This is a genomic window from Pseudomonas sp. 10C3 (assembly GCF_036346185.1).
In the GTDB taxonomy this organism is placed as follows: Bacteria; Pseudomonadota; Gammaproteobacteria; order Pseudomonadales; family Pseudomonadaceae; genus Aquipseudomonas.
On the sequence record NZ_JASJVE010000023.1, the window covers coordinates 54,012 to 74,738 of the forward strand.

Genomic DNA, 20,727 nt, shown 5'->3' on the forward strand with positions numbered 1-20,727 from the left:
CGGTCATTTGATCGTCTCCCGCAGACTGCCCGGCAGCCAAAGTGCCTTCGGCTGTCGGGAAGTGTCGGGTGTGAGCCCTCGCTCGACTTAATACCCGGTCATTTCCAGATACCCGGTGCCCGAATGACTTCCGCTCAACTGCACCGGGCCTTCCCAGTACGGGATGCGCAGGTTCATCCAGGCATTGGGGTTTAGCGCGGTTGTGGTGATGTCGAGGTGTTTTTCGGGGATTTTCACTCCCCAGCGGGTTGGCAGCGCGTGCCCGGCGACGTCACTCGAGGTCAGTGGCGTGAGCTGGATCTCTGGCCCCTTCAATACCTGTGTCTGGCCGTCAGCGCTGATCCAGGTGCCTGTCAGATACGGCTCGCCGTTTTTCTGCCGCATCCGGTACAGCATCAGTTGTTCGCCGCTGTCCAGGTGCATGGAAAACCAGTCCCAGCCCGTTTGATTGGCGGTCAGTGGCTGGCTGCTCCACTCACGGTCCAGCCAGGCGGGGCCCGCTACCTGATACGTCTTGCCGTCTATTTCGACGGTGCCCTTAGCTTGGAAAAATGGCTGGCTGTAGTAATACGAGGCTTGGCCCTGTTCTGACTTCTGACTGAAACCTTGCTCGCCTTGCAGTACCAGCGGTTGGCTGGTTGTCAGTTGCAGTCGATAACTGAAATTCTGTCCACGGGCTTGCAGTTGCATGTTTGCCAGCGGGTTTTCGAGGCCCGACCGGCTGTCGAATGTCCAGTCATCGATCCACGCCTTGAACGGCGAGGCGTTAACCCCGGCCTGCTCGACGCCACCACGGGCATAGCGTTCGGCTGCATAGTGCCGGCTGGCGGAGGTCACGGCGGCATGGCCCATCCAGATCGTCTGATTGCTCCAGCCCTGCACCTGGGTATCGGCTCTCAGCGCGTTGCGAAACAACGTCCATTGCACGCCGAAGGTCCGGCCCTGGTCATCTTTGAGGTTGGCGGTGAGGTACCACCACTCGATGCGGAAACCGTCGTGGGCGCCGTGATCTCGAGGAAAACTGAACACCTTGCCCGGGACGACTCGAGCAAACATCGAGGCCTGGTTACCCAGCCCGGCAAAACCATCGGCGGGCGGCTTTTGATCATCGCAGGCACTCAAGAGCAGGGTGCCGAGCAAGAGCCATGGCCATCTAATCCTCATTGGCAAAGGTCCTCAGCAGGTCTGCCGGGCGACTGCGATACAGCTTGATCAACGGCCACGCCGAGGCCAGCAAGGTCGCGAGCAGGGCGAGGGCCATCAACTGCACCAGTTGGGCAGGGAACACCTGCAACGGCAAACGCCAGCCAAAGGCTTGCACATTGATTACCGCGTCCAGGCACCAGGCCAGCAGGAGACCCAATGGCAATGCGAGTGACAGCGTTAGTACTGCCAGCAGCCAGGTTTGTCCCAGATTGAGCAGCATCAGTTGGCGTCGGGTCACGCCCAGTGCCCACAGCGGCGCCAGTTGTCCGAGCCGACTCTGGCTTTGGGTCAGCAGGCTGATGAACAACGCCACTCCCGCGACCCCCAGTGTCAGGCTATTGAGCGCGGCAGTGGCGGCGAAGGTGCGTTCGAAGACCTGTGTGGACCAGCCCTTGAGCCGACTTTGATCGACGATGCGACTGTCTTCCAGGGCAAAGCGCGACTGAAGTTCGCGCACCAGCGGCGGCACCGACACAGGGGCGATGCGCAGATTGAAGCGATTGGGCGACAACTGCGGCCAATAGCGCAGCAGGTGTTGAGCGTTGACCAGCAGATGGCCCTTGGGATTGCCGTAGTCGGCGTAGATCGCGACGATGCGCGGCGACCACTGACCTTGTGGTGTGGGAATCGTCAATTGATCGCCGACCTGAACCTTGAGCCTGCGTGCCAGTTGCTCGCTGAGCATCAGGGTGTCGTCCCGGGCCAGTTGATCCCAGGGATCGTCCGCCTGAGTGTCCAGCAACGGCCAGTGCTGACGGTAGGTCGGGTGGTCGATCACGCCGACTGCATCCACAGGCCAGCCCTGTAGCTGGATCGAGACCTGCCAGGTGGGTAACACGGCCTGCACCTGTGGCTGCTCGTTGAGCCAGGTCTGGAGGCTATGTGCCTGGGCCGGGTTCTGTGGGTTGAGGTACAGCTCTGCGGTCAGCCGTTGTTCCAGCCAGTTATTGAATGTCTGGCGAAATCCCGAGGTCATGCTGCCCGCACCGATATTGGCGGCCAGGGCCAACAACAGCGCCATCAGCGCCAGGCTCAACGCCGGTAACTGCTGGCGGCAATCGGCAAGAAACCACTGGCCCAATACCGAACGACTGCGGCCCAGTAAGGCTTTAAGCAGCGCATTGAGGAGCACCGGCAGGCTCAGTGCCGCGCCCAGCATCAGGGCGGCCATCAGCACAAAACCGCTGGCCAGGCTGTCACCCAATAACAAGGCCAACAACGCCGTCATGCCTGCGATGGCCGCCACCCACGCCTGGCGTCGCAACCAGCGAGCATAGGCTTGATGCCAGGCCTGTGCGTTGGCTAGGGCAAGCAGTGGCAACCGCGCTGCACGCAACAAGCTGCTGGCCCCGGCCAGCAATGCACCGAATAGACTCAAACCCACACCACTGGCCCACCACAACGGGCTCAAGCTCAATTGTCCGGCCACTTCGGCGCCGTACAGGCCCCGCAGGCTGGCGGCGACATCGGGTAACAACAGGCTGGCCAGGAAGTAACCGCTGACGACCCCGGCGAGGCCTCCCAGCAAGGCCAGGCCACCCAGCTCCACGCCCAGGCTGAGGATTAACATACGGGCGCTGACACCGCAGGCGCGCAGAGTCCTGAGCAGTCCGCGCCGCTGCTCGAGTGCCAAGCCAATGGCGGCATGCACGATAAATAAACCGACCACGAACGACAGAAAGCCCAGTGCATCGAGGTTTAAATGAAAACTCTCGGTCAGGCGCGACAAGTTGTTTTCTTCACCGCTGCTCTTGAGCACCAGTTGCCCGACCAGTTCAGCAGGCAATGCCGGTTGTGTGGCCGCAAAGTCTTTAGGCAACAACAGCCGCGAGACTTGGTCAGGCATGCCCAGCAGGTGTTGGGCGAAGCCGATATCCACCAGCAGTAACCCCGGGGCCATGTCGGCCTGACTGTGCAGCGGTGGCAAGGCCAGCCCATTCTCGGTCAGGGGTTGGTCACCTTCGTGATAACCCAAGACCTGCAGGGTTTGCGGGGCGATCCAGGTGCTGCCCGGCGGGCTGAAAAATCCAACGATCTGCGCCATGTCCAGGGCTTGCCCGGCCACCGCCGAACCGCCTGGCAGCGACACCGGTTCGATGCCCATCAATTGCAGGCGCTGATCGTCATGCCCCTTGAGCGAGAGGCGTGCTTGCAGCACTGGAGACACCGGCCAACCCGCGCGGCGCAGACTGACAAACACCTCCTGAGAGAAGGACGCGCCATTCGGTGCGCTCAGACTGGCTTGGGGTTCGCCACCGATCAACTGGCTGGCACGGGCGTAACTTTCCCGCGCCTGACTGTTCAGCGCTTGCACGCCGGTCAACAGGCTGGTCGCCAGCCACAGTCCGGTCAGCACGCTGAAAAACTGCACCGGGTGCTGACGCCAATGGCTGAGCAGGGCGTGTAATGTCCAATAAAATACGCGCATCTCAGCGCTCGCCGACATCGGCCAGTCGCCCGCGATGCAGTACCACTCTGCTTGCCAATCGAGCCGCTACTCGCGGGCTGTGGGTGACCATCAATAAACTGGTCGGGGTGTTTTTCAGCAGGTCCAGGAGCAGTTGCAGGACTTCATCGCTGGTGGCTTCGTCCAGATTGCCCGTGGGCTCATCGGCCAACAGCAGGCCGGGACGCGAGGCCAGCGCGCGGCCGATGGCAACCCGCTGTTGCTGGCCGCCGGACAGCTGTTCCGGGTAGCGCTTGAGCAGCGCGCCGAGTCCCAGCCGCTCGATCAGCTGTGCTTGCCAGGACGGATCATAACGTCCGGCCAGGCGCGCCTGGAACGCCAGATTGTCGTCGACTGACAGACTGCTGATCAGGTTGAACTGTTGAAACACCAGGCCGATCTCGGTGCGCCGCCAATGGGCAAGCTGTGCTTCGCTCATTTGATCCAGACGATGCCTGCCGGCGCGGATACTGCCGCGATCGATCTGGTCCAGCCCGGCCACCAGGTGCAGCAGGGTGCTTTTACCGCTACCCGACTCTCCCATCAGTGCCAGACTGCTGCCGTGTTCGAGCTGTAAATCGACCCCTTGTAACACCGCCAGCGGGCCTTGTGGCGTCGCGTAGCTCTTGAACACGCCTTGCACCTGAAGCATGAAGTCACTCGCCTGACAAAGGGGTAGGCAAAGAATAGCGGGTGTCCGCCATCATGTGTCAGGCAGATTACGCTGCCCCCTTTTTGGATTCAGCTCAAACTGACATGCCGACTCAACAATGCCCGCAGCGCCGCCGGTTTGACCGGTTTCGACAGGTAATCGAGGCCGGCAGCGTGGATCTGCGCGATCAGTTCAGGTCGACCGTCCGCGCTGATTACCACGCCGGGTACCGGCTCACCCAGTCGCGTGCGCAACCAGGCCATCAGCGCGGCGCCGGTATCACCCTCATCCAGGTGATAGTCCACCAGCGCCAGCTGCGGATGCACGCCTTTGCCCAGCAGGGCTTCGCACTCACTGCGATTGCGCGCCGTCCACACCTGACATCCCCAACGCGTGAGCAAGCTGTTCATCCCGATCAAAATGCTGTCTTCGTTGTCGACGCACAGTACCTGGGTACCGCTCAGTGGCTGGTGGGACTTGGGCTCGGCAGGACTGGCGGCCAATGGCATTTGATGAGTGGCCAGGGGCACAGTGACGCTGAACACGCTGCCTTTACCCGGCCAGGAGCGTACTTGCAGTTCATGACCCAATACGCGGCAAAGTCCGTCGGCAATGGCCAGCCCGAGGCCCAGGCCTTTTTCGGCACGGGTCTGATGGCTGTCCAGGCGTTTGAACTCTTCGAAGATCACCTGACGTTTGTCTTCCGGAATACCTGGGCCGCGGTCCCAGACTTCAAGGCACAGCTGCGCGCCTCGACGCCTTACGCCTAGCAGTATCGGACCCTTGCCGTAGCGGAAAGCGTTGGTCAGGAAGTTTTGCAGAATCCGTCGCAATAACTTTATGTCGCTGTTGATCCGCACGTTGCTGCCGCGTACCCGGAATTTCAAGCCTTGTTCCTGGGCCAGTGCCTTGAACTCGGCGCCGAGGGTGTCGAACAGCGCACTCAGGGGGAACGGCTGAGGATTGGGTGTGATCTTGCCGTTTTCCAGGCGAGAAATGTCCAGCAGGTCGCTGATCAGGTCTTCTGCGGAGCGCAGCGAGCTGTCCAGATGGTGCACCAGTTGCTGGGCCTCGCTGGAGATCTCGTCTTCCTGGTGGGACAGGGCTGCCGAGAACAGTCGCGCCGCATTCAACGGCTGCATCAAGTCATGGCTGACCGCTGCAAGAAAGCGGGTCTTCGACTGGTTGGCGGTTTCCGCGGTACCCTTGGCCTCGGTCAGCGCCACGTTCAGTTGTGACAACTCATGGGTACGCTCGGCGACGCGTTGTTCAAGGCTTTCATTGGCGCCTTTGAGCGCCTGCTCGGCTTCACGGAACGCGGTGATGTCGGTGAAGCTCATGACGAAACCACCACCGGGCATCGGGTTGCCAATCAGCTCGATGACGCGTCCATTGGGGAACAATCGCTCTGAGGTATGGGCTCGACCCTGGCGCATCCAGTGCAGCCGACGCGCCACATGCACTTCGGCTTCACCGGGACCGCACAGACCACGTTCGGCGTTATAGCGGATGATGTCTGCGATTGGTCGGCCAACGCTGATCAGGCCTTCCGGGTAATTAAACAGTTCCAGATAACGATGATTCCAGGCCACCAGTTTCAGCGATTGATCGACCACGCTGATGCCTTGGGTGATGTTTTCAATGGCCCCTTGCAGCAGTGCCCGGTTGAACTGCAGCACCTCGGAGGCTTCGTCGGCGATGCGCACCACGTCTTCGAGCTGCATTTCCCGGCCTTCGATGGCGGCCTTGACCACTGCGCGGGTCGAGGACGCGCCGAGCACACCAGCCAGCAAACGCTCGGTGTGGGCTATCCACTCCCCGTCGGCGTTCTGGTTCGGGCTGAAGCCCTTGCCCTGGCGATAAGCGAAGCGAATAAAACTCTGCCGCGCGCGCTCCTCACCCACGAAGCGCGCCGACAGGCTCAATAAATCCTCGATCTGCACCGCCAGCAACGAACGGTTGCTGGGGCGCGCACTGATTTCCTGACCGATGAAGCGTCCAGCCTGCCAGTGTTCGGAGACCCTTGTGCGTGACAGCACCGACACCCAGGCGAACAGGGTGAAGTTACCGGCAAGCGACAGCACCACGCCCTGTGTCAGCGGGGTAATCGGTAAGTGCAATGGGTTACCGTGCAGCCAGGCCAGCCCTGGGAACAGAGTGAGCGCCCAGCCCAGGCTGTTGGCCGCAATGGGCAACACCAAGGTGTAAAACCAAATAAAGGTGCCGGCTGCCAGGCCAGCGAATACGCCTCGGCGGTTGGCTTGTTTCCAGTACAGCGCGCCGAGCATGGCTGGGGCCAGTTGAGTGATGGCGGCGAAGGCGATTTGGCCGATGGTTGCCAGGCTCGCCGTTGAGCCGAGCAACCGGTAGCAGACGTAAGCCAGCAACAGAATCACCACGATGCTGATCCGACGTACCGACAGCATCCAGTGACGGAACACCTCAAATGGGCGCTCTGCGGTTTTGCGGCGCAACAGCCACGGCAGCAGCATATCGTTGGAGACCATGGTCGACAGTGCAACGCTGGCGACGATCACCATGCCGGTGGCAGCGGAGGCGCCACCGATAAACGCCAGCAGGGCCAGCGCCGGGTGGGCTTGGGCCAACGGCAGGCTGATCACGAACGAATCGGGCAGCACCGAACTGGGCAGCAGCATTTGTCCGGCCAGGGCGATGGGCACCACAAACAGCGCTGCCAGGGACAGGTACGTCGGAAAAACCCACCGGGCCAGCCTGAGATCCTGCGGCTCGATGTTCTCGACAACGGTCACGTGAAACTGCCGTGGCAGACACACTATGGCCATCATCGCTACGCCGGTTTGAACCACCATCGACGGCCAGTTGACGGTTTCCTTCCAGTACTCTTCCAGGCGAGGGGCGATCATTGCCTGACTGAACAGGTCATCGAAACCGTCGTACAGGCCGAAGGTGACGAACGCGCCCACTGCGAGAAACGCGAACAGTTTGACCAGTGCTTCGAAGGCAATTGCCAGCACCATGCCGCGGTGGTGTTCGGTAGCGTCGAGGTTGCGAGTGCCAAACAAGATGGTGAACAGTGCCAGGATCAGCGAGACGATGAGTGCGGTGTCCTGGGCGCGGGTGCCCGTGGATTCGGCGACTGCACCGATCAGCAGGTTCACCCCCAGGACGATGCCTTTGAGCTGCAAGGCAATGTACGGTAAAACACCGACCATACAGATCAGTGCAACCACCACTGCCAACGATTGCGACTTGCCATAGCGTGCGGCGATGAAGTCAGCGATAGACGTGATGTTCTCTTGTTTGCTGATCATCACCATCTTCTGCAGCACCCAAGGCGCCAGCGTCAGCAGTAATATCGGGCCCAGATAGATCGGCAGGAACGACCAGAGTTGCTCGGCCGCTTGGCCCACGGCGCCAAAAAATGTCCAGCTGGTGCAGTACACCGCCAGCGACAGGCTGTAGACCCAAGCCCGCAGGCGTGGCGATAGAGGCGCACTGCGTCGATCGCCATAAAAGGCGATGGCGAACATAACGGCCATATAGGTCAGGGCGACTGCAGCAATCAGCCCACTGGACAGCGACATGTAAAACTCCAGGTAGCGCTAGATAGCTCTCAACAGCGCTCGTTAAAAAATGACCGACCGGAAGCGATCCTGCTCCGGCTGGACAGTCTCGCATGATGTTCAGGGTTCGTCAGTGCCGACCAAGGTCTTGGCGCGGCCTGGTGCCGCAGGACGAGGTCTGCGGTGTTGCATATAGGTAAAATAGATGACCTATAGAGAAATTACCCGTTATATAGATATGCAATCGAACTATAAGCTCATTTCACCTCATAGGAGGACTGGAGAAGAGCATGCCTTGCCTTGATACGCCTGCGCCATACGCCGTTGCCAACCAACGTAATCTGCCGTTGAACACGCTGAGTCATCCGCGAGAAGTGATTCGCCAATTCACCCCGAATTGGTTCGCCGCGACCATGGGTACCGGCATTCTGGCCCTGACGCTGGGGCAATTGCCCGTGCAGATCCCGGGTTTGCACCTGTTGGCCGAGGGGTTGTGGCTGTTCAATATCGCGCTCTTCGTGCTCTTCAGTCTCGTGTATATGGCGCGCTGGGTGCTGTTTTTCAATGAGGCGCGGCGAGTGTTTGGGCACTCTACGGTGTCGATGTTTTTCGGCACCATCCCCATGGGGCTGGCGACCATTATCAACGGCTTTCTATTCTTCGGCCTACCTCGATGGGGCGGAGCTATAGTGCCTATTGCCGAGACGCTGTGGTGGCTGGACGTGGCTATGGCGCTGGCCTGCGGGGTGGCCATTCCGTTCATGATGTTTACGCGTCAGGAGCACAGTATCGACCAGATGACGGCCGTGTGGTTGTTACCCGTGGTCGCGGCTGAGGTGGCGGCAGCCAGTGGTGGTCTGCTGGCACCCCATCTGACCGACGCCTCCGCGCAATTCGGCGTGCTGATCACCAGCTACGTGTTGTGGGCGTTCTCGGTACCCGTAGCGTTCAGCATCCTGTCCATTCTGTTGTTGCGCATGGCCCTGCATAAATTGCCCCACGAAAACATGGCCGCTTCGAGTTGGCTGGCGTTGGGTCCGATTGGCACCGGAGCGTTGGGCATGTTGTTGATGGGCGCAGACGCACCGGCGATTTTTGCGGCCAACGGTTTGCCCGGGCTCGGAGAGATGGCGGATGGTATCGGGTTGGTGGCGGGTATCACACTGTGGGGATTCGGCTTGTGGTGGATGCTGATGGCCGTGCTTATTACCGTGCGCTACCTGCGCACCGGCATCCCGTTCAACCTCGGCTGGTGGGGATTCACCTTTCCATTGGGTGTCTACGCATTGGCGACCCTAAAGCTTGCAGCAAGGCTGCACCTGACATTCTTCTCGCTGGCCGGTTGTGCGTTGGTGTGCTGTCTGGCGATATTGTGGCTGATCGTCATGAGTCGGACCGTGTGTGGTGCCTATAAAGGAGAGCTGTTCGTTTCACCTTGTATTGCGGGGTTGGGTGCTGGGGTCAAGTGAGTATTAAAGACGTGGGAGACGATCAAACCAGACGCGTCCTATCGACATCTGCTTGCGTAACGTTTCCAATGTGGCTCGGAGTCGACATAGACACTCCAATTAAAAAGCCGACCCCGGCGCTATTCGAGTACACGGACGATGAGTCAGTCGCAATTCAGTTTGCTGGGAAAACGGCGGTTTCTGCCGTTTTTCATCACCCAGTCCCTCGGGGCTTTCAACGACAATATCCTCAAGCAATCATTGATCCTCGCCATTCTCTATAAGCTGAGCATCGACGGCGATCGCTCGATTTGGGTCAACCTGTGTGCGCTGTTGTTCATTCTGCCGTTCTTTTTGTTCTCGGCATTGGCGGGTCAGTTTGGCGAGAAATACGCCAAGGATGCCTTGATCCGCCTGATCAAACTGGGCGAAATCGCGATCATGCTGGTGGGCGCGGCGGGGTTCATGCTCAACCACCTGTGGATGATGTTGCTGGCGTTGTTCGCCATGGGGACGCACTCGGCGTTGTTCGGGCCGGTGAAGTACTCGATCCTGCCGCAGCACTTGCATGAGGATGAATTGGTCGGTGGCAACGGGCTGGTGGAAATGGGCACCTTCCTGGCGATTCTGGCCGGTACCATCGGCGCCGGGATCATGATGTCTTCCGCGCACTACGCGCCGATCGTTGCGACAGCGATCTTGCTGGTGGCGTGTCTGGGTTATATCGCCAGTCGCAGCATCCCGCGCGCAGCGGCGGCTTCGCCGGAAATGCGCCTGAACTGGAATATCTTCAGTCAATCCTGGGCCACCTTGCGTTTGGGACTGGGTCAGACGCCGGCCGTGTCACGCTCGATTGTCGGCAACTCCTGGTTCTGGTTCGTCGGCGCGATTTACCTGACGCAAATTCCGGCCTACGCCAAAGAGTGGCTGTATGGCGACGAGACCGTGGTCACGCTGATTCTCACCGTGTTCTCCATCGGCATCGCACTGGGTTCGATGTTGTGCGAGCGATTGTCCGGGCGCAAAGTCGAGATCGGTCTGGTGCCGTTCGGCTCGATGGGCCTGACCGTGTTCGGGCTGCTGCTGTGGTGGCATTCGGGCGGCTTTCCGCAAAACGTTCAGGCCAATGACTGGCTGACGGTGCTGTCTTATGGTCAGGCGTGGTGGGTGCTGAGCGATGTGCTGGGCATCGGTGTTTTTGGCGGCTTCTATATCGTGCCGCTGTACGCACTGATCCAGTCGCGCACCGTCGAGAACGAGCGTTCGCGGGTCATCGCGTCCAACAATATCCTCAATGCGCTGTTCATGGTGGTGTCGGCCATCGTGTCGATCGTACTCCTCAGTGTGGTCAAACTGTCGATTCCGCAGCTGTTTCTGGTGATCTCGCTGATGAACATCGCGGTGAATGCCTACATCTTTAAGATCGTGCCCGAGTTCACCATGCGGTTCATGATCTGGCTGCTCGGCCATTCCATGTACCGCGTCGAGCATCGCAATCTAGAGCTGATTCCGGACGAAGGTGCGGCGCTGCTGGTCTGCAACCATGTGTCCTTTGTCGATGCGCTGTTGATCGGTGGGGCTGTGCGGCGGCCGATTCGGTTCGTGATGTATTACAAGATCTACAACCTGCCGGTGCTCAACTTCATTTTCCGCACCGCTGGCACCATTCCGATTGCCGGACGCAACGAAGACCTGGCGATCTACGATCAGGCCTTCAAAAAAATTGCTGAATACCTGAAAAATGGTGAGCTGGTGTGCATCTTCCCTGAAGGCAAGCTGACTGCTGACGGGGAGATCAATGAATTTAAAGGTGGCCTGAGCCGGATTCTGCAAGACACCCCAGTGCCAGTGATTCCACTGGCACTGCAGGGCTTGTGGGGTAGTTTCTTCAGCCGAGATCCGAACAAGGGAGTCTTTCGTCGGCTGTGGTCGCGCATCACCGTAGTTGCCGGCCCCGCCGTGGCAATGGAGGCGGCGTTACCGGCGAGTTTGCAGGCGCGAGTTGCGGAGTTGCGAGGCACGGTTCGGTAGTTGATCTGGCGTAGTGCAACTTCAAGCACTCAGCTTGAGCCCCACCAGTCCACACAGAATCAAGCCCACGCTGGCCAGGCGGAACAGCGCCGTGGACTCGCCGAACAGAATGATCCCGGCGATCACGGTGCCTATCGCACCGACACCGGTCCATATCGCGTAGGCAGTGCCCAGCGGTAGTTCTTTCATGGCCAGGCCGAGCAGGCCCAAACTGACCAACATGGCCGCGACGGTGAGGGCTGTAGGCAAGGGGCGGGTGAAGCCTTCGGTGTATTTCAGGCCGACGGCCCAACCGACTTCGAACAGACCGGCGAAAAACAGAATGATCCAGGACATGATGACCTCCTATAAAGGGGTCGTCCCCGAATCGTTTTTCTTGATGGATCAGTCAGGTCGTCCTGGCTGTGCGCAGTATTTTGCACATAAACGATTCGGGGGCAAGTCAGGTATCGATAACGCGGCTAGTCTGCAACGGGCCGAGTGGCGAGTTCGCGGTCTGCTTTTTCACTCATGCGCCGGAAATACGTAGAAAGCAAGGCGCCGGAAATGTTGTGCCAGACGCTGAACAGCGCGCTGGGCACGGCGGCCAGCGGCGAGAAATGGGCGCTGGCCAATGCAGCACCCAGCCCGGAGTTTTGCATGCCGACTTCCAGTGCCAGGGATTTGCGCTGCGCCAGCGGCAGCTTGAACAGCTTGCCGGTGAAGTAGCCGAGCACAAAGCCGAAACTGTTGTGCAACATCACCACCGCCATGATTAACAGGCCTGACTCAGCGATTTTCGCCTGGCTGGCGGCAACCACCGCTGCGACGATCAATACGATGCTGACCACGGATACCAGCGGCAAGACGTCCACCGCCGCTTTGACTCGATGGCCGAGCACGCGTTGTGCGACAACGCCAAGCACGATTGGCAGCAAGACCAACTGCAGAATCGACCAGAACATGTCCATGAAAGACACCGGTAACCAGGCAGAGGCCAGCAACCAGATCAACGCGGGTGTCAGCAGCGGGGCGAGGAGGGTGGTCACTGCGGCGATAGCGACCGACAACGCCAGGTCGCCACGGGCCAGCCAGGTCATGACGTTGGAGGAGGTGCCGCTCGGGCAGCAACCCACCAGAATCACGCCCACAGCGATCTCCGCGGGCAGATGAAACGCCTGGCACAGCAGCCAGGCGACGCCGGGCATGATCACGAAATGCGCGACCACCCCTAAGGCCACACGCCATGGATGGCGAGCGACTTCAGAAAAATCATCGAGCTTGAGCGTCAGGCCCATGCCGAACATGACCAGGCCCAGGAGCGGCACGATGGCGCTTTTTAAACCGATAAACCATTCGGGCAGCGCAAACGCCAACACTGCAAACAGCAGCACCCAATAGGCGAAGGTATTCCCGACAAAGCGACTCAACGCAGCCAGCGCACGCATGGCTTGTTCCTTTTTTTATTAGAGGGGAAATGCGCTACCGCAACGGGTAGCGCATGACAGCTGATGGCTTAGATGCCCTGTGGCAGTTCTTCGCCGCCCAACGCTTCAAACAGCTCAGGCAGGAATTCGCCGAAGGTCAGCATCATCAAGGTGAAGCTGGCGTCCAGTTGGCCAAGGGCTTCCTCGCCACCGTCCTGTTCGGCCTGATCTTGCAGCAGGTCTTCGAATTTCAGGCGTTTGACCACCATCTTGTCGTCCAGCACGAAGGACAGCTTGTCCTGCCAGGCCAACGACAGCTGGGTGACCACCTTGCCGGTGCTCAAGTGCAGCTGGATTTCATCGCTGGTCAAATCCTGACGCTTGCAGCGCACGATGCCGCCATCTTCATGGGTATCACGCAGTTCACACTCGTCGAGGACGAAGAAGTGGTCAGCCGCTTTCTGGGACTTGACCCATTCGGTCATGGTTGCACTTGGCGCGACTTTCACCGTCAGTGGGCGTACCGGCAGCGAACCGATCACTTCACGCAGGGTGGAGAGCAGGTCTTCGGCGCGTTTCGGGCTGGAGGCGTTAACCAGAATCAGACCCTGTTTCGGCGCGATGGCAGCAAAGGTCGCCGAGCGACGAATAAAGGCGCGGGGCAGAAAGGCCTGGATGATTTCATCCTTGATCTGATCACGCTCCTTCTTATAGACCTTGCGCATTTGTTCGGCTTCGATCTCTTCGATCTTTTCCTTTAATGCATCACGCACCACGCTGCCAGGCAGAATGCGTTCTTCCTTGCGTGCGGCAATCAGCAGGAAGTCCTGACTGACGTGAACCAGAGGAGCGTCCTCACCTTTACCGAACGGTGCGACGAAACCGTAAGTGGTCAACTCCTGGCTGGCACAAGGGCGAGCCTGTTTGGTCGCCAATGCGGTTTCCAGCGCCTCGGCATCAAAAGGCAGATCTTGGGTCAGGCGATAGATAAGCAGGTTTTTGAACCACATGGGGTGAATCTCTCCTTTGTACAAAGTGGGGGCATTATTCGCTCCTCGGCCTCTGCGGCCAACCCTGTGCTAAGCCTTTGGCAGGATTATAAAAATTATTTAAAAAAGTGCTTGCCAGAGATAGGGTCGCTATATAGAATGCGCGCCACACCGAGAGTGAAGGGTGATTAGCTCAGCTGGGAGAGCAGCTGCCTTACAAGCAGCGGGTCGGCGGTTCGATCCCGTCATCACCCACCAATCGTTCTCAGTGTTACGCGCAGCGGTAGTTCAGTCGGTTAGAATACCGGCCTGTCACGCCGGGGGTCGCGGGTTCGAGTCCCGTCCGCTGCGCCATATTAAGCTTCAAGGCCCTTGAACTCCTTGAAGCAACAAAAAGCGACCTTAGGGTCGCTTTTTTTTGCTTTCTAAATACCCAAAACTAATCGCTGAAGCTTGGGGTTGTGCTCCCGATTATCATCGGGAGCCAGCAATCAGGGGTGTCCCTGTGCCCGCGTCGACAAAGTCTACCTCCGCTCCAGGCCGGTAGACTTCCGAAATCCATCGGCGGGCTAATTGCGTTGATCGTTCACTCCTTTGGTGAGTCCGATGTCGCGGTCGTTTTCGATCACGGCAGGGGTGCGTCTGCGGCAGATGTTCCCGGGACAAAAGCAACGCTGCCGGATTCGCGGACATGGAACAGTCGGGCGCCGTTATTCGGCTTAGTGGTAATTACCTGATGGTCGGCGGCCAGGTAGCCAAGAGGCAGCTGATGAATATCGTGATACTGGGTGATGATGATCGTGTGCTGCGGGTCCCATGTCTCGCCGCTTTTCTTCTCTAGCCATGCCATGAATGCGGCGCTGTTACCGTCGCGCGGAAAATCCTCGCTTTCCGGAACATAGTAAAAAGGTGCGCCTTTATTTTGCAGGTACATCGGCAGTTTATTGTCGACCTCGACCAGCACCATGCGCCACTGACTCCAGGGCGTACTTTTGCTGGCTTGCGCCTTTATGTCTGCGGTGAACTGCATGACGCCGCCACCACCGTTGGTCCAGGGGTAGATAATGCCCAGCACCAGCAAGAGTGTCACCGCCGCAGCTGCGATGCCCTTCGTCCAGCCTGGACCGCTGATTTTGCCAGCCGCCCGTCGTTCGGCCATGTGTCGGGTCACCCACCAGGCTGACAGCAGCTGTGCGAATGGCACCAGAGGTAATACGTAGTAGCTGCGCCGACTGCCGCTGGCAGTGAAGAACACAAACAGCAAGCCCAGGCCCCAGATCAGCCAGCGGGTGTTTGGTTCGATCTGCTTCCAGTTGCGCAGAGCCAGCCACAGGCCAAGTATCCAGCACGGCGCCCAAGGCAGGGTATAGATCGGCAGGTAGAGCAGGTAGGTATAGATCGGGCCGATATTATCGAACGGGTGGAAAAACCGTACTACGTTCTCCCTGAAGACCAGGCCCAGGCCGCTCTCGGCGTAGCTGGGCGTGCCATACAGGTGCGACAGCATGAATGGCACCATATAGAGCGCGCCTGCGATCACTAGCGCCAGGCAAAAGCGCCAGTTGAGATGACGCTTCCAGCGCCCCTCGCTGAGCACGTGCGGCAACAGCATAAGCCCTGGCAGGATGAAACCAATCAGGCCTTTGAGCAGGGACGTGAGCGCCAGCAATACAAAGAACACTATGTAGCGACTCAGGCGAGTGTCATCCGGGCCGCGCCAATACCACCAGACGGCCGCGAGCACGCCGCACACGGTAAGAACATCGGCCGTGGCTACCCGTGCCCAGAAGATGAAAAAGAACGTCGTCGCCAGCAGCCAGCCGGCGATCAGTCCGGTGCCTTTGCGGAAGAGGCGTTCACCAATGAGATAGACCAACCAGATACTTAGCCAGGCGCTAATCACTGACGTCAGTCGTAATGACCAGTGGTTCAGGCCGCCCATCAAACTTGCCGTGGCGGTGATCAGCCAATAAGAGGGCAGTGGTTTGTCGTAATAGGGTGCGCCTTTGAGGTAGGGGTCGAAATAGTTGCCTGTTTGTATCATCTGTAAGGCGATGTTAGCCCAGCGGGTTTCAGCGCCCCAGAGTTCCCTTGCTCCGAGCCCCAGCAACAGAATCAGTGCCGATACAGCGAGCAACAGTGTCAATGCTCCCCTGTCGCTTCTCCAAAACTTCATTCTTATAATTTCCATAACGCGACCGAGTGCCCCCTGGAATTTCGGGCCTTGTCGTACGGCACGACAAGGCGCGTCAATGTTATAGGGTGGTTTGTCAAATTGGTGTCGGGATGGCAAAAAAAAGCATAATTCGGCCAACTTTTATGGCGGATGGGCGGTTGATGCTCGTGTGGATGTTATTTCCGTTAATCTCGTGGTCAGGGGCTCGCTGAGAGTGCGGTCTTTTCTCAGGCCGACGTTTCCCTTTACAGTGCGTTCACTCTTTTTTCACGGCGGCATATCTAAACTCTCAGAGGTTATTGAACTGAAGCGTTTGCGGATGAGTGCGCAATGTTGTTATCGATGTGCTCGTAACGCTGCGCGGCAGAACTCAATGGCCAGGTGCTGTTTAAGTTTCCTGATGAGGTCGGTGTCTAGACGTGTTCGGTCTTTGTTTGGGGGGTATTGATAGTCTGTTTGTAATTTGCTTATAGGGTGGCTCGCAACATGGAAGCATTGAATCGTTCACTTTTTTTAATGATCAATGCTGGTGCAGATCCTGCCCCCGGGATGCTGTGGGTGGCCATTATCGTCGCGCAGTGGCTGATTTATGGTGTTCCCTTGTTACTGGCAGGATTTTGGCTCTGGGGAGGCCCGCAACGCCGTGCGGCGGTATTGGTTGCCACGCTGAGTTTGCTGGTTGCCCTGAGTTGCAATCAGTTGATTGCCGCCGCCTGGATGCACCCTCGGCCATTTATGATTCAGTTGGGGCATACGTTCATGGGCCATGACGCGGAATCTTCCTTCCCCAGCGACCACGCCGTGGTGTTTTTCTCGGTGGGGCTGGCACTTATCTGGAGCGCCTTGCGCAATGTCGGTGCTTTACTTGTGTTGATCGGTGTCGTTGTGGGGGCCTCCCGTGTTTACCTGGGCGTGCATTTTCCATTCGATATCATTGGCGCCTTTCTTGTGGCCATCGTCAGTAGTTGGGTTGTCATCACAGGGCTAAGCGTTGGTCAGGTCAAACAGCAACTGCTGCAGGGGTTGGAAGGACTGTATCGGCGCCTGTTCGCTTTTGCGATCAATAAAAGATGGGTTCAGGCTTGATCAGTGGCTGATGTTTATGCCTGAACAGATAATTCTACGTTGAGGCGTTGCAAGGTTGGAGAGGGTTCGGCAACCAACGATGGGGCTTCGCTAAGTTCGTCCATGTGTCGTATAGAACGTTTTGAATAACCCTCCCTTGAACAGAAGGTTATTCATCAATAAGAGTCAACTTTTTCAGGGTTAGATAGCTGAATACTTGATCAACGATGCCAGAGCTTTTGTACAAGGGCTCTGGCATCTGGATCAATCAATCAGAGAGGATTGCTGGAATCCCATTTTTGTTGCGGGATTGGCAGGTTGCATGACTCGCCTCGGCCCATCGGGAAGTACGTAAAGCCTTTTTGAGCCATGCGTTCGGCGTCATACAGGTTGCGGCCGTCGAAAATCACCGGTGCTTTCAGGCGCTTGTGAATTTCATCGAAGTCGGGCGCCTTGAATAGCTGCCACTCAGTGCAGATGACCAGCGCATCCGCGCCACTGAGTGCTGATTCCAGCGTGCCCATGAGGGCAAGGCCCGGATGGTCACCATAGAGCAGTTGGGTTTGCTGCATGGCTTCCGGGTCATAGGCGCGCACATTTGCTCCAGCAGCCCACAAGGCTTCCAGCAGGACACGACTGGGGGCGTCGCGCATGTCGTCGGTGTTGGGCTTGAAAGCCAGGCCCCACAAGGCGAAGGTCTTGCCTTTGAGGTCTCCTTTGTAGAAGGCGTTGAGCCGATCGAACAGTTTGTGCTTCTGTCGCTCGTTGATCGCTTCGACTGCCTGCAACAGATCGTTGGAGCAGTTAGCCTGGTCGGCACTGTGGATCAGGGCGCGCATGTCCTTAGGGAAGCACGAACCACCATAACCGCAGCCCGCATAGATGAAGTCGTAACCAATGCGCGAGTCGGCGCCGATGCCTAGACGTACCGATTCAATATCGGCGCCGAGGTGCTCGGCCAGTTCGGCGATCTGGTTGATAAAGCTGATCTTGGTCGCCAGCATGCAGTTGGCGGCGTACTTGGTCAGCTCGGCACTGCGCAGGTCCATGAACATGATGCGGTCGTGGTTGCGGTTGAACGGCGCATACAGGTCGCGCATGACCTCACGCACTTCTTCACGTTCGCAACCGATCACGATGCGGTCCGGTTTACGGCAGTCGGTAACCGCAGAGCCTTCTTTAAGGAATTCAGGGTTGGAGACGATATCGAACTCCAGCGGGCGTCCCGCCAGGGCTTTTTCGATATGAGCACGCAACGCGTCGCCGGTGCCGACGGGTACCGTGGATTTTTCGACGATGATCAGGGGGGTGACCCGATGCCTGACGATCGCATCGCCGACAGAAAAAACGTAACTGAGGTCTGCCGAGCCATCGTCGCCGGAGGGTGTCCCGACAGCAATGAACAAGACTTCGCCATGTTCGACCGCGAGCTTTTCGTCGCTGGTGAAATGCAGGCGCTTGCTCTCAAGGTTATCCCGAACAAGATTGGCCAGCCCAGGCTCGAAGATGTTTACCTGGCCTTGGGAAAGCTGCTTGACCTTGTTCTCATCGATGTCCATACAGATGACATCATGACCGACCTCGGCGAGCACCGTCGCTTGCACGAGACCGACATAACCACTACCGAATACACTGATTTTCATGCGCAGTTCCTAAGGTTTGTTGCCGCGTGTGCGTCGTAATTTAATAGTCATCACGCGCGGAATGACCAAGGTCATTCCGCGCGTCTTTAATACTGGGAAATGGTCATTGAAGGCGTTAGAACGGGCTTCCGGCAATGGATACAGTCATGGTGTCGTTTGGGCAAAGATAAAAATCACGATGTTGCCCTGTTCATAACGCTTCCCATCTTTGGGCAGTAGATCGACTTCATGCCTTTCGCCGTCATCTTTGACCCGCATAACCACGCCGACCGAGCCTTTCTGACGAGCCTGGGTCATCCATTGCTGGACAGTACTTAATGTCACGGCGCGGCCCTTGGCGTCAGGGTAGGTGAAACCATATTGGGTCTCACCGACGGTGTTGTACAACGTTATGTCCGGGCGTGCGGTATGCCAAGCCAAGGCAGAGGCTGCCCCCAGCTCATTGCTCAAGAGCGAGCGGGTCTCGCGAAGTGCCTGGGCATGCTCGGAGATGAATACGTCAGGTGTCTTGTTGTAGATAATTGTGTTGGGCAGTGCTGCAGGCAGCAAGGCGACCAGCGCCAGCATCCCGACTGCGGGCGCCAGAAAAAGGGTCGATGGTCTGGCGACTTGCAGGGCGTTGGCGATGCTCCATATCCCCAGTGCAATGAGCACAAAAGTCAGATGAAGCGGCTCATTGTCATAGATGGGCTGCTTGAATTGCAGGTAAGTCACCGTTAGTAGCGTAATCAGGCCAAGGGCCAGGTTCAGCAGCCCGTTAGCGCGGATTATCCCCGTTCTGGCTTGCTCAAGCCAGCCGGTCAGCGTGTGGCCGATCAGCAGTGCTAAGGGCAGCAGGCACGGCATGATGTAGGTGGGTAGCTTTCCTCGGCTCAGGCTGAAAAAAGCCAGTGGCAACACCAGCCAGAGCAACAGAAATGCGATTTTTGGCTGGCTTTTTGTCTGCCATGCATGCTTGAAAGTCCCGGGCAGCGCCAGTGCCCAAGGCAGGCTGGAGACTATCAGTAACGGTAAGTAGAACCACCAGGGTTGAGCGTGTTGCGCATCGTCTCCGGCAAATCGGCGGATGTGTTCGTGCCAGAAAAAGAATGACCAGAAGTCGGGTTCGCGCATGTGTACGGTCAGCACCCAGGGCAGCGAGACCAGTACGGCGACCAGCACGGCTAACAAGCCATAGCGCATCATTTCAGTGAGTCGACGCTGCCATATCATGTACGGCAGGGCGATCAGTACGGGTAGCAGGAAGGCCAGGAAGCCCTTGGTCATGAAGCCCATGCCGCAGGCCAGTCCGAGTACCGCCCAGGCGGCCAGTTTTACCCGCTGTGCGGTACTGTCGATGGCATACCACAAGGCCACCAGGCTGAGGTTGACCCATAGTGTGAACTGCGGATCAAGGTTGGCGTAGCCGGCCTGTCCGACGATCAGGCCAAAGCTCATGTATATCGTGGCGCAGGTGAAGCTCTTGCGCGGGGTATTCCACAGGCGACGAGCCATCAGGTAAGTCAGCAGGGTACTCAGCCCCAGGCTCAGGGCCGAGGCGATGCGCACGCCGAACAGGTTTTCTCCAAACACCGCTTGGCCGATGGCGATCATCCAATAGCCGGCGGCGGGCTTCTCAAAGTAGCGCAGGCCCATGAAGTGTGGCGCCGCCCAGTTGCCGCTCAGGAGCATTTCCTGGCTGGCTTGTGCATAGCGGGTTTCGTCTGGAATCCAGAGGCCGTGAAAGGGCAATGGCAGCAGATAAAACAGGCCAAAGGCGAGTAACAGAAGAGGTATGCCCCAGCGTTTAATCATGACCGTTGAGCTCCCTGCCAGTGGCTCCTGGTTTGAAAGAGCCTGGTTTGCTGATGTGCCACAGTCAGCAATTGACGGAAATAGTCGCCCATGAGAAATCCTTGTACTTAGGGATGTAGGCTGAAGACGTTCAGCGCTGGACTGAATGAGTCGAAGTTCCAGCACTGATAGTCCAACCCGTCACTAAAGGGCATGAGGCGCCATAAATGGCGCCTCATGCTTTCCTGCTTGATGTTGAAGAGTAACCTCAGCGTTTATCCGCGATTTCGAGCATTGCTTCACGCAGGAAGAAGTCGAGGGTCTTGCCGATGGTTTCGCTCAGTTCG

General features: G+C 58.2%; 13 protein-coding genes and 2 tRNA genes. 5 read left to right on the forward strand and 10 right to left on the reverse strand.

Features of this window, described 5'->3' with window-relative positions; genetic code table 11:
- Positions 1-87: 87 nt before the first annotated feature.
- From QN399_RS20810 to QN399_RS20825, 4 genes are all read right to left on the reverse strand, one after another.
- Positions 88-1,164 carry a lipocalin-like domain-containing protein gene (locus QN399_RS20810; protein ID WP_330201547.1) on the reverse strand — a complete coding sequence of 359 codons (1,077 nt, stop codon included), beginning with the start codon at positions 1,162-1,164 and terminating at the stop codon, positions 88-90.
- Positions 1,154-3,634 carry an FtsX-like permease family protein gene (locus tag QN399_RS20815; RefSeq protein WP_330201548.1) on the reverse strand — a complete coding sequence of 827 codons (2,481 nt, stop codon included), beginning with the start codon at positions 3,632-3,634 and terminating at the stop codon, positions 1,154-1,156. Before QN399_RS20815 ends, QN399_RS20810 begins: the two co-directional genes overlap by 11 nt.
- A 1-nt stretch (position 3,635) precedes the next feature.
- Positions 3,636-4,304, reverse strand: coding sequence for an ABC transporter ATP-binding protein (locus tag QN399_RS20820; RefSeq protein ID WP_322217272.1), 669 nt, complete (start codon positions 4,302-4,304; stop codon positions 3,636-3,638).
- Between the two features lie 89 nt (positions 4,305-4,393).
- On the reverse strand, positions 4,394-7,870 hold the full coding sequence (locus QN399_RS20825; protein ID WP_330201549.1) for a PAS domain-containing hybrid sensor histidine kinase/response regulator: 3,477 nt from the start codon (positions 7,868-7,870) through the stop codon (positions 4,394-4,396).
- Positions 7,871-8,139: 269 nt separating this feature from the next.
- On the opposite strand from QN399_RS20825, the gene QN399_RS20830 reads away from it, so the two are divergent.
- Together QN399_RS20830 and QN399_RS20835 are read left to right on the forward strand one after the other, a co-directional pair.
- Positions 8,140-9,318 carry a TDT family transporter gene (locus QN399_RS20830; RefSeq protein WP_322180525.1) on the forward strand — a complete coding sequence of 393 codons (1,179 nt, stop codon included), beginning with the start codon at positions 8,140-8,142 and terminating at the stop codon, positions 9,316-9,318.
- Between the two features lie 138 nt (positions 9,319-9,456).
- A complete protein-coding gene (locus QN399_RS20835) occupies positions 9,457-11,328 on the forward strand; it encodes an MFS transporter (protein WP_330201550.1) in 1,872 nt (623 codons plus the stop codon).
- A 21-nt stretch (positions 11,329-11,349) separates the two neighbouring features.
- Here QN399_RS20835 and sugE read toward each other — a convergent pair whose 3' ends face one another.
- The 3 genes from sugE to rdgC all read right to left on the reverse strand — a co-directional run bounded on the left by sugE (position 11,350) and on the right by rdgC (position 13,744).
- Positions 11,350-11,664, reverse strand: a complete 315-nt coding sequence (gene sugE, locus QN399_RS20840; protein ID WP_322180521.1) for a quaternary ammonium compound efflux SMR transporter SugE — start codon at positions 11,662-11,664, stop codon at positions 11,350-11,352.
- A 125-nt stretch (positions 11,665-11,789) separates the two neighbouring features.
- Entirely contained in the window at positions 11,790-12,755 is a 966-nt protein-coding gene (locus tag QN399_RS20845) for a bile acid:sodium symporter family protein (protein WP_322217264.1), read from the reverse strand.
- 68 nt (positions 12,756-12,823) lie between these two features.
- Positions 12,824-13,744, reverse strand: coding sequence for a recombination-associated protein RdgC (rdgC, locus tag QN399_RS20850; protein WP_219061542.1), 921 nt, complete (start codon positions 13,742-13,744; stop codon positions 12,824-12,826).
- A gap of 161 nt (positions 13,745-13,905) precedes the next feature.
- Here rdgC and QN399_RS20855 point away from each other — a divergent pair.
- Positions 13,906-13,981, forward strand: a tRNA-Val gene (locus QN399_RS20855).
- Positions 13,982-14,000: 19 nt separating this feature from the next.
- Positions 14,001-14,077, forward strand: a tRNA-Asp gene (locus QN399_RS20860).
- A gap of 271 nt (positions 14,078-14,348) precedes the next feature.
- Here the strand turns inward: QN399_RS20860 and QN399_RS20865 are convergent.
- Complete coding sequence (locus QN399_RS20865) at positions 14,349-15,899, reverse strand: glycosyltransferase family 39 protein (protein ID WP_330201551.1); 1,551 nt, start codon at positions 15,897-15,899, stop codon at positions 14,349-14,351.
- Between the two features lie 486 nt (positions 15,900-16,385).
- Between QN399_RS20865 and QN399_RS20870 the strand changes: the two genes are divergently transcribed.
- Positions 16,386-16,985, forward strand: a complete 600-nt coding sequence (locus tag QN399_RS20870) for a phosphatase PAP2 family protein (RefSeq protein WP_330201552.1) — start codon at positions 16,386-16,388, stop codon at positions 16,983-16,985.
- 251 nt (positions 16,986-17,236) lie between these two features.
- Here the strand turns inward: QN399_RS20870 and QN399_RS20875 are convergent, their stop codons facing one another.
- Together QN399_RS20875 and arnT are read right to left on the reverse strand one after the other, a co-directional pair.
- Entirely contained in the window at positions 17,237-18,607 is a 1,371-nt protein-coding gene (locus QN399_RS20875) for a UDP-glucose/GDP-mannose dehydrogenase family protein (RefSeq protein ID WP_322180513.1), read from the reverse strand.
- Between the two features lie 144 nt (positions 18,608-18,751).
- Entirely contained in the window at positions 18,752-20,401 is a 1,650-nt protein-coding gene (gene arnT / locus QN399_RS20880) for a lipid IV(A) 4-amino-4-deoxy-L-arabinosyltransferase (RefSeq protein ID WP_322180511.1), read from the reverse strand.
- Between the last annotated feature and the right edge of the window lie 326 nt (positions 20,402-20,727).

Bases quoted from the DNA above. Each gene is read 5' to 3' on its own strand.
- QN399_RS20810 (WP_330201547.1), bottom strand. From the start codon at position 1,164: ATGAGGATTAGATGGCCATGGCTCTTGCTCGGCACCCTGCTCTTGAGT.
- QN399_RS20815 (WP_330201548.1), bottom strand. From the start codon at position 3,634: ATGCGCGTATTTTATTGGACATTACACGCCCTGCTCAGCCATTGGCGT.
- QN399_RS20820 (WP_322217272.1), bottom strand. From the start codon at position 4,304: ATGCTTCAGGTGCAAGGCGTGTTCAAGAGCTACGCGACGCCACAAGGC.
- QN399_RS20825 (WP_330201549.1), bottom strand. From the start codon at position 7,870: ATGTCGCTGTCCAGTGGGCTGATTGCTGCAGTCGCCCTGACCTATATG.
- QN399_RS20830 (WP_322180525.1), top strand. From the start codon at position 8,140: ATGCCTTGCCTTGATACGCCTGCGCCATACGCCGTTGCCAACCAACGT.
- QN399_RS20835 (WP_330201550.1), top strand. From the start codon at position 9,457: ATGAGTCAGTCGCAATTCAGTTTGCTGGGAAAACGGCGGTTTCTGCCG.
- sugE (WP_322180521.1), bottom strand. From the start codon at position 11,664: ATGTCCTGGATCATTCTGTTTTTCGCCGGTCTGTTCGAAGTCGGTTGG.
- QN399_RS20845 (WP_322217264.1), bottom strand. From the start codon at position 12,755: ATGCGTGCGCTGGCTGCGTTGAGTCGCTTTGTCGGGAATACCTTCGCC.
- rdgC (WP_219061542.1), bottom strand. From the start codon at position 13,744: ATGTGGTTCAAAAACCTGCTTATCTATCGCCTGACCCAAGATCTGCCT.
- QN399_RS20865 (WP_330201551.1), bottom strand. From the start codon at position 15,899: ATGAAGTTTTGGAGAAGCGACAGGGGAGCATTGACACTGTTGCTCGCT.
- QN399_RS20870 (WP_330201552.1), top strand. From the start codon at position 16,386: ATGGAAGCATTGAATCGTTCACTTTTTTTAATGATCAATGCTGGTGCA.
- QN399_RS20875 (WP_322180513.1), bottom strand. From the start codon at position 18,607: ATGAAAATCAGTGTATTCGGTAGTGGTTATGTCGGTCTCGTGCAAGCG.
- arnT (WP_322180511.1), bottom strand. From the start codon at position 20,401: ATGATTAAACGCTGGGGCATACCTCTTCTGTTACTCGCCTTTGGCCTG.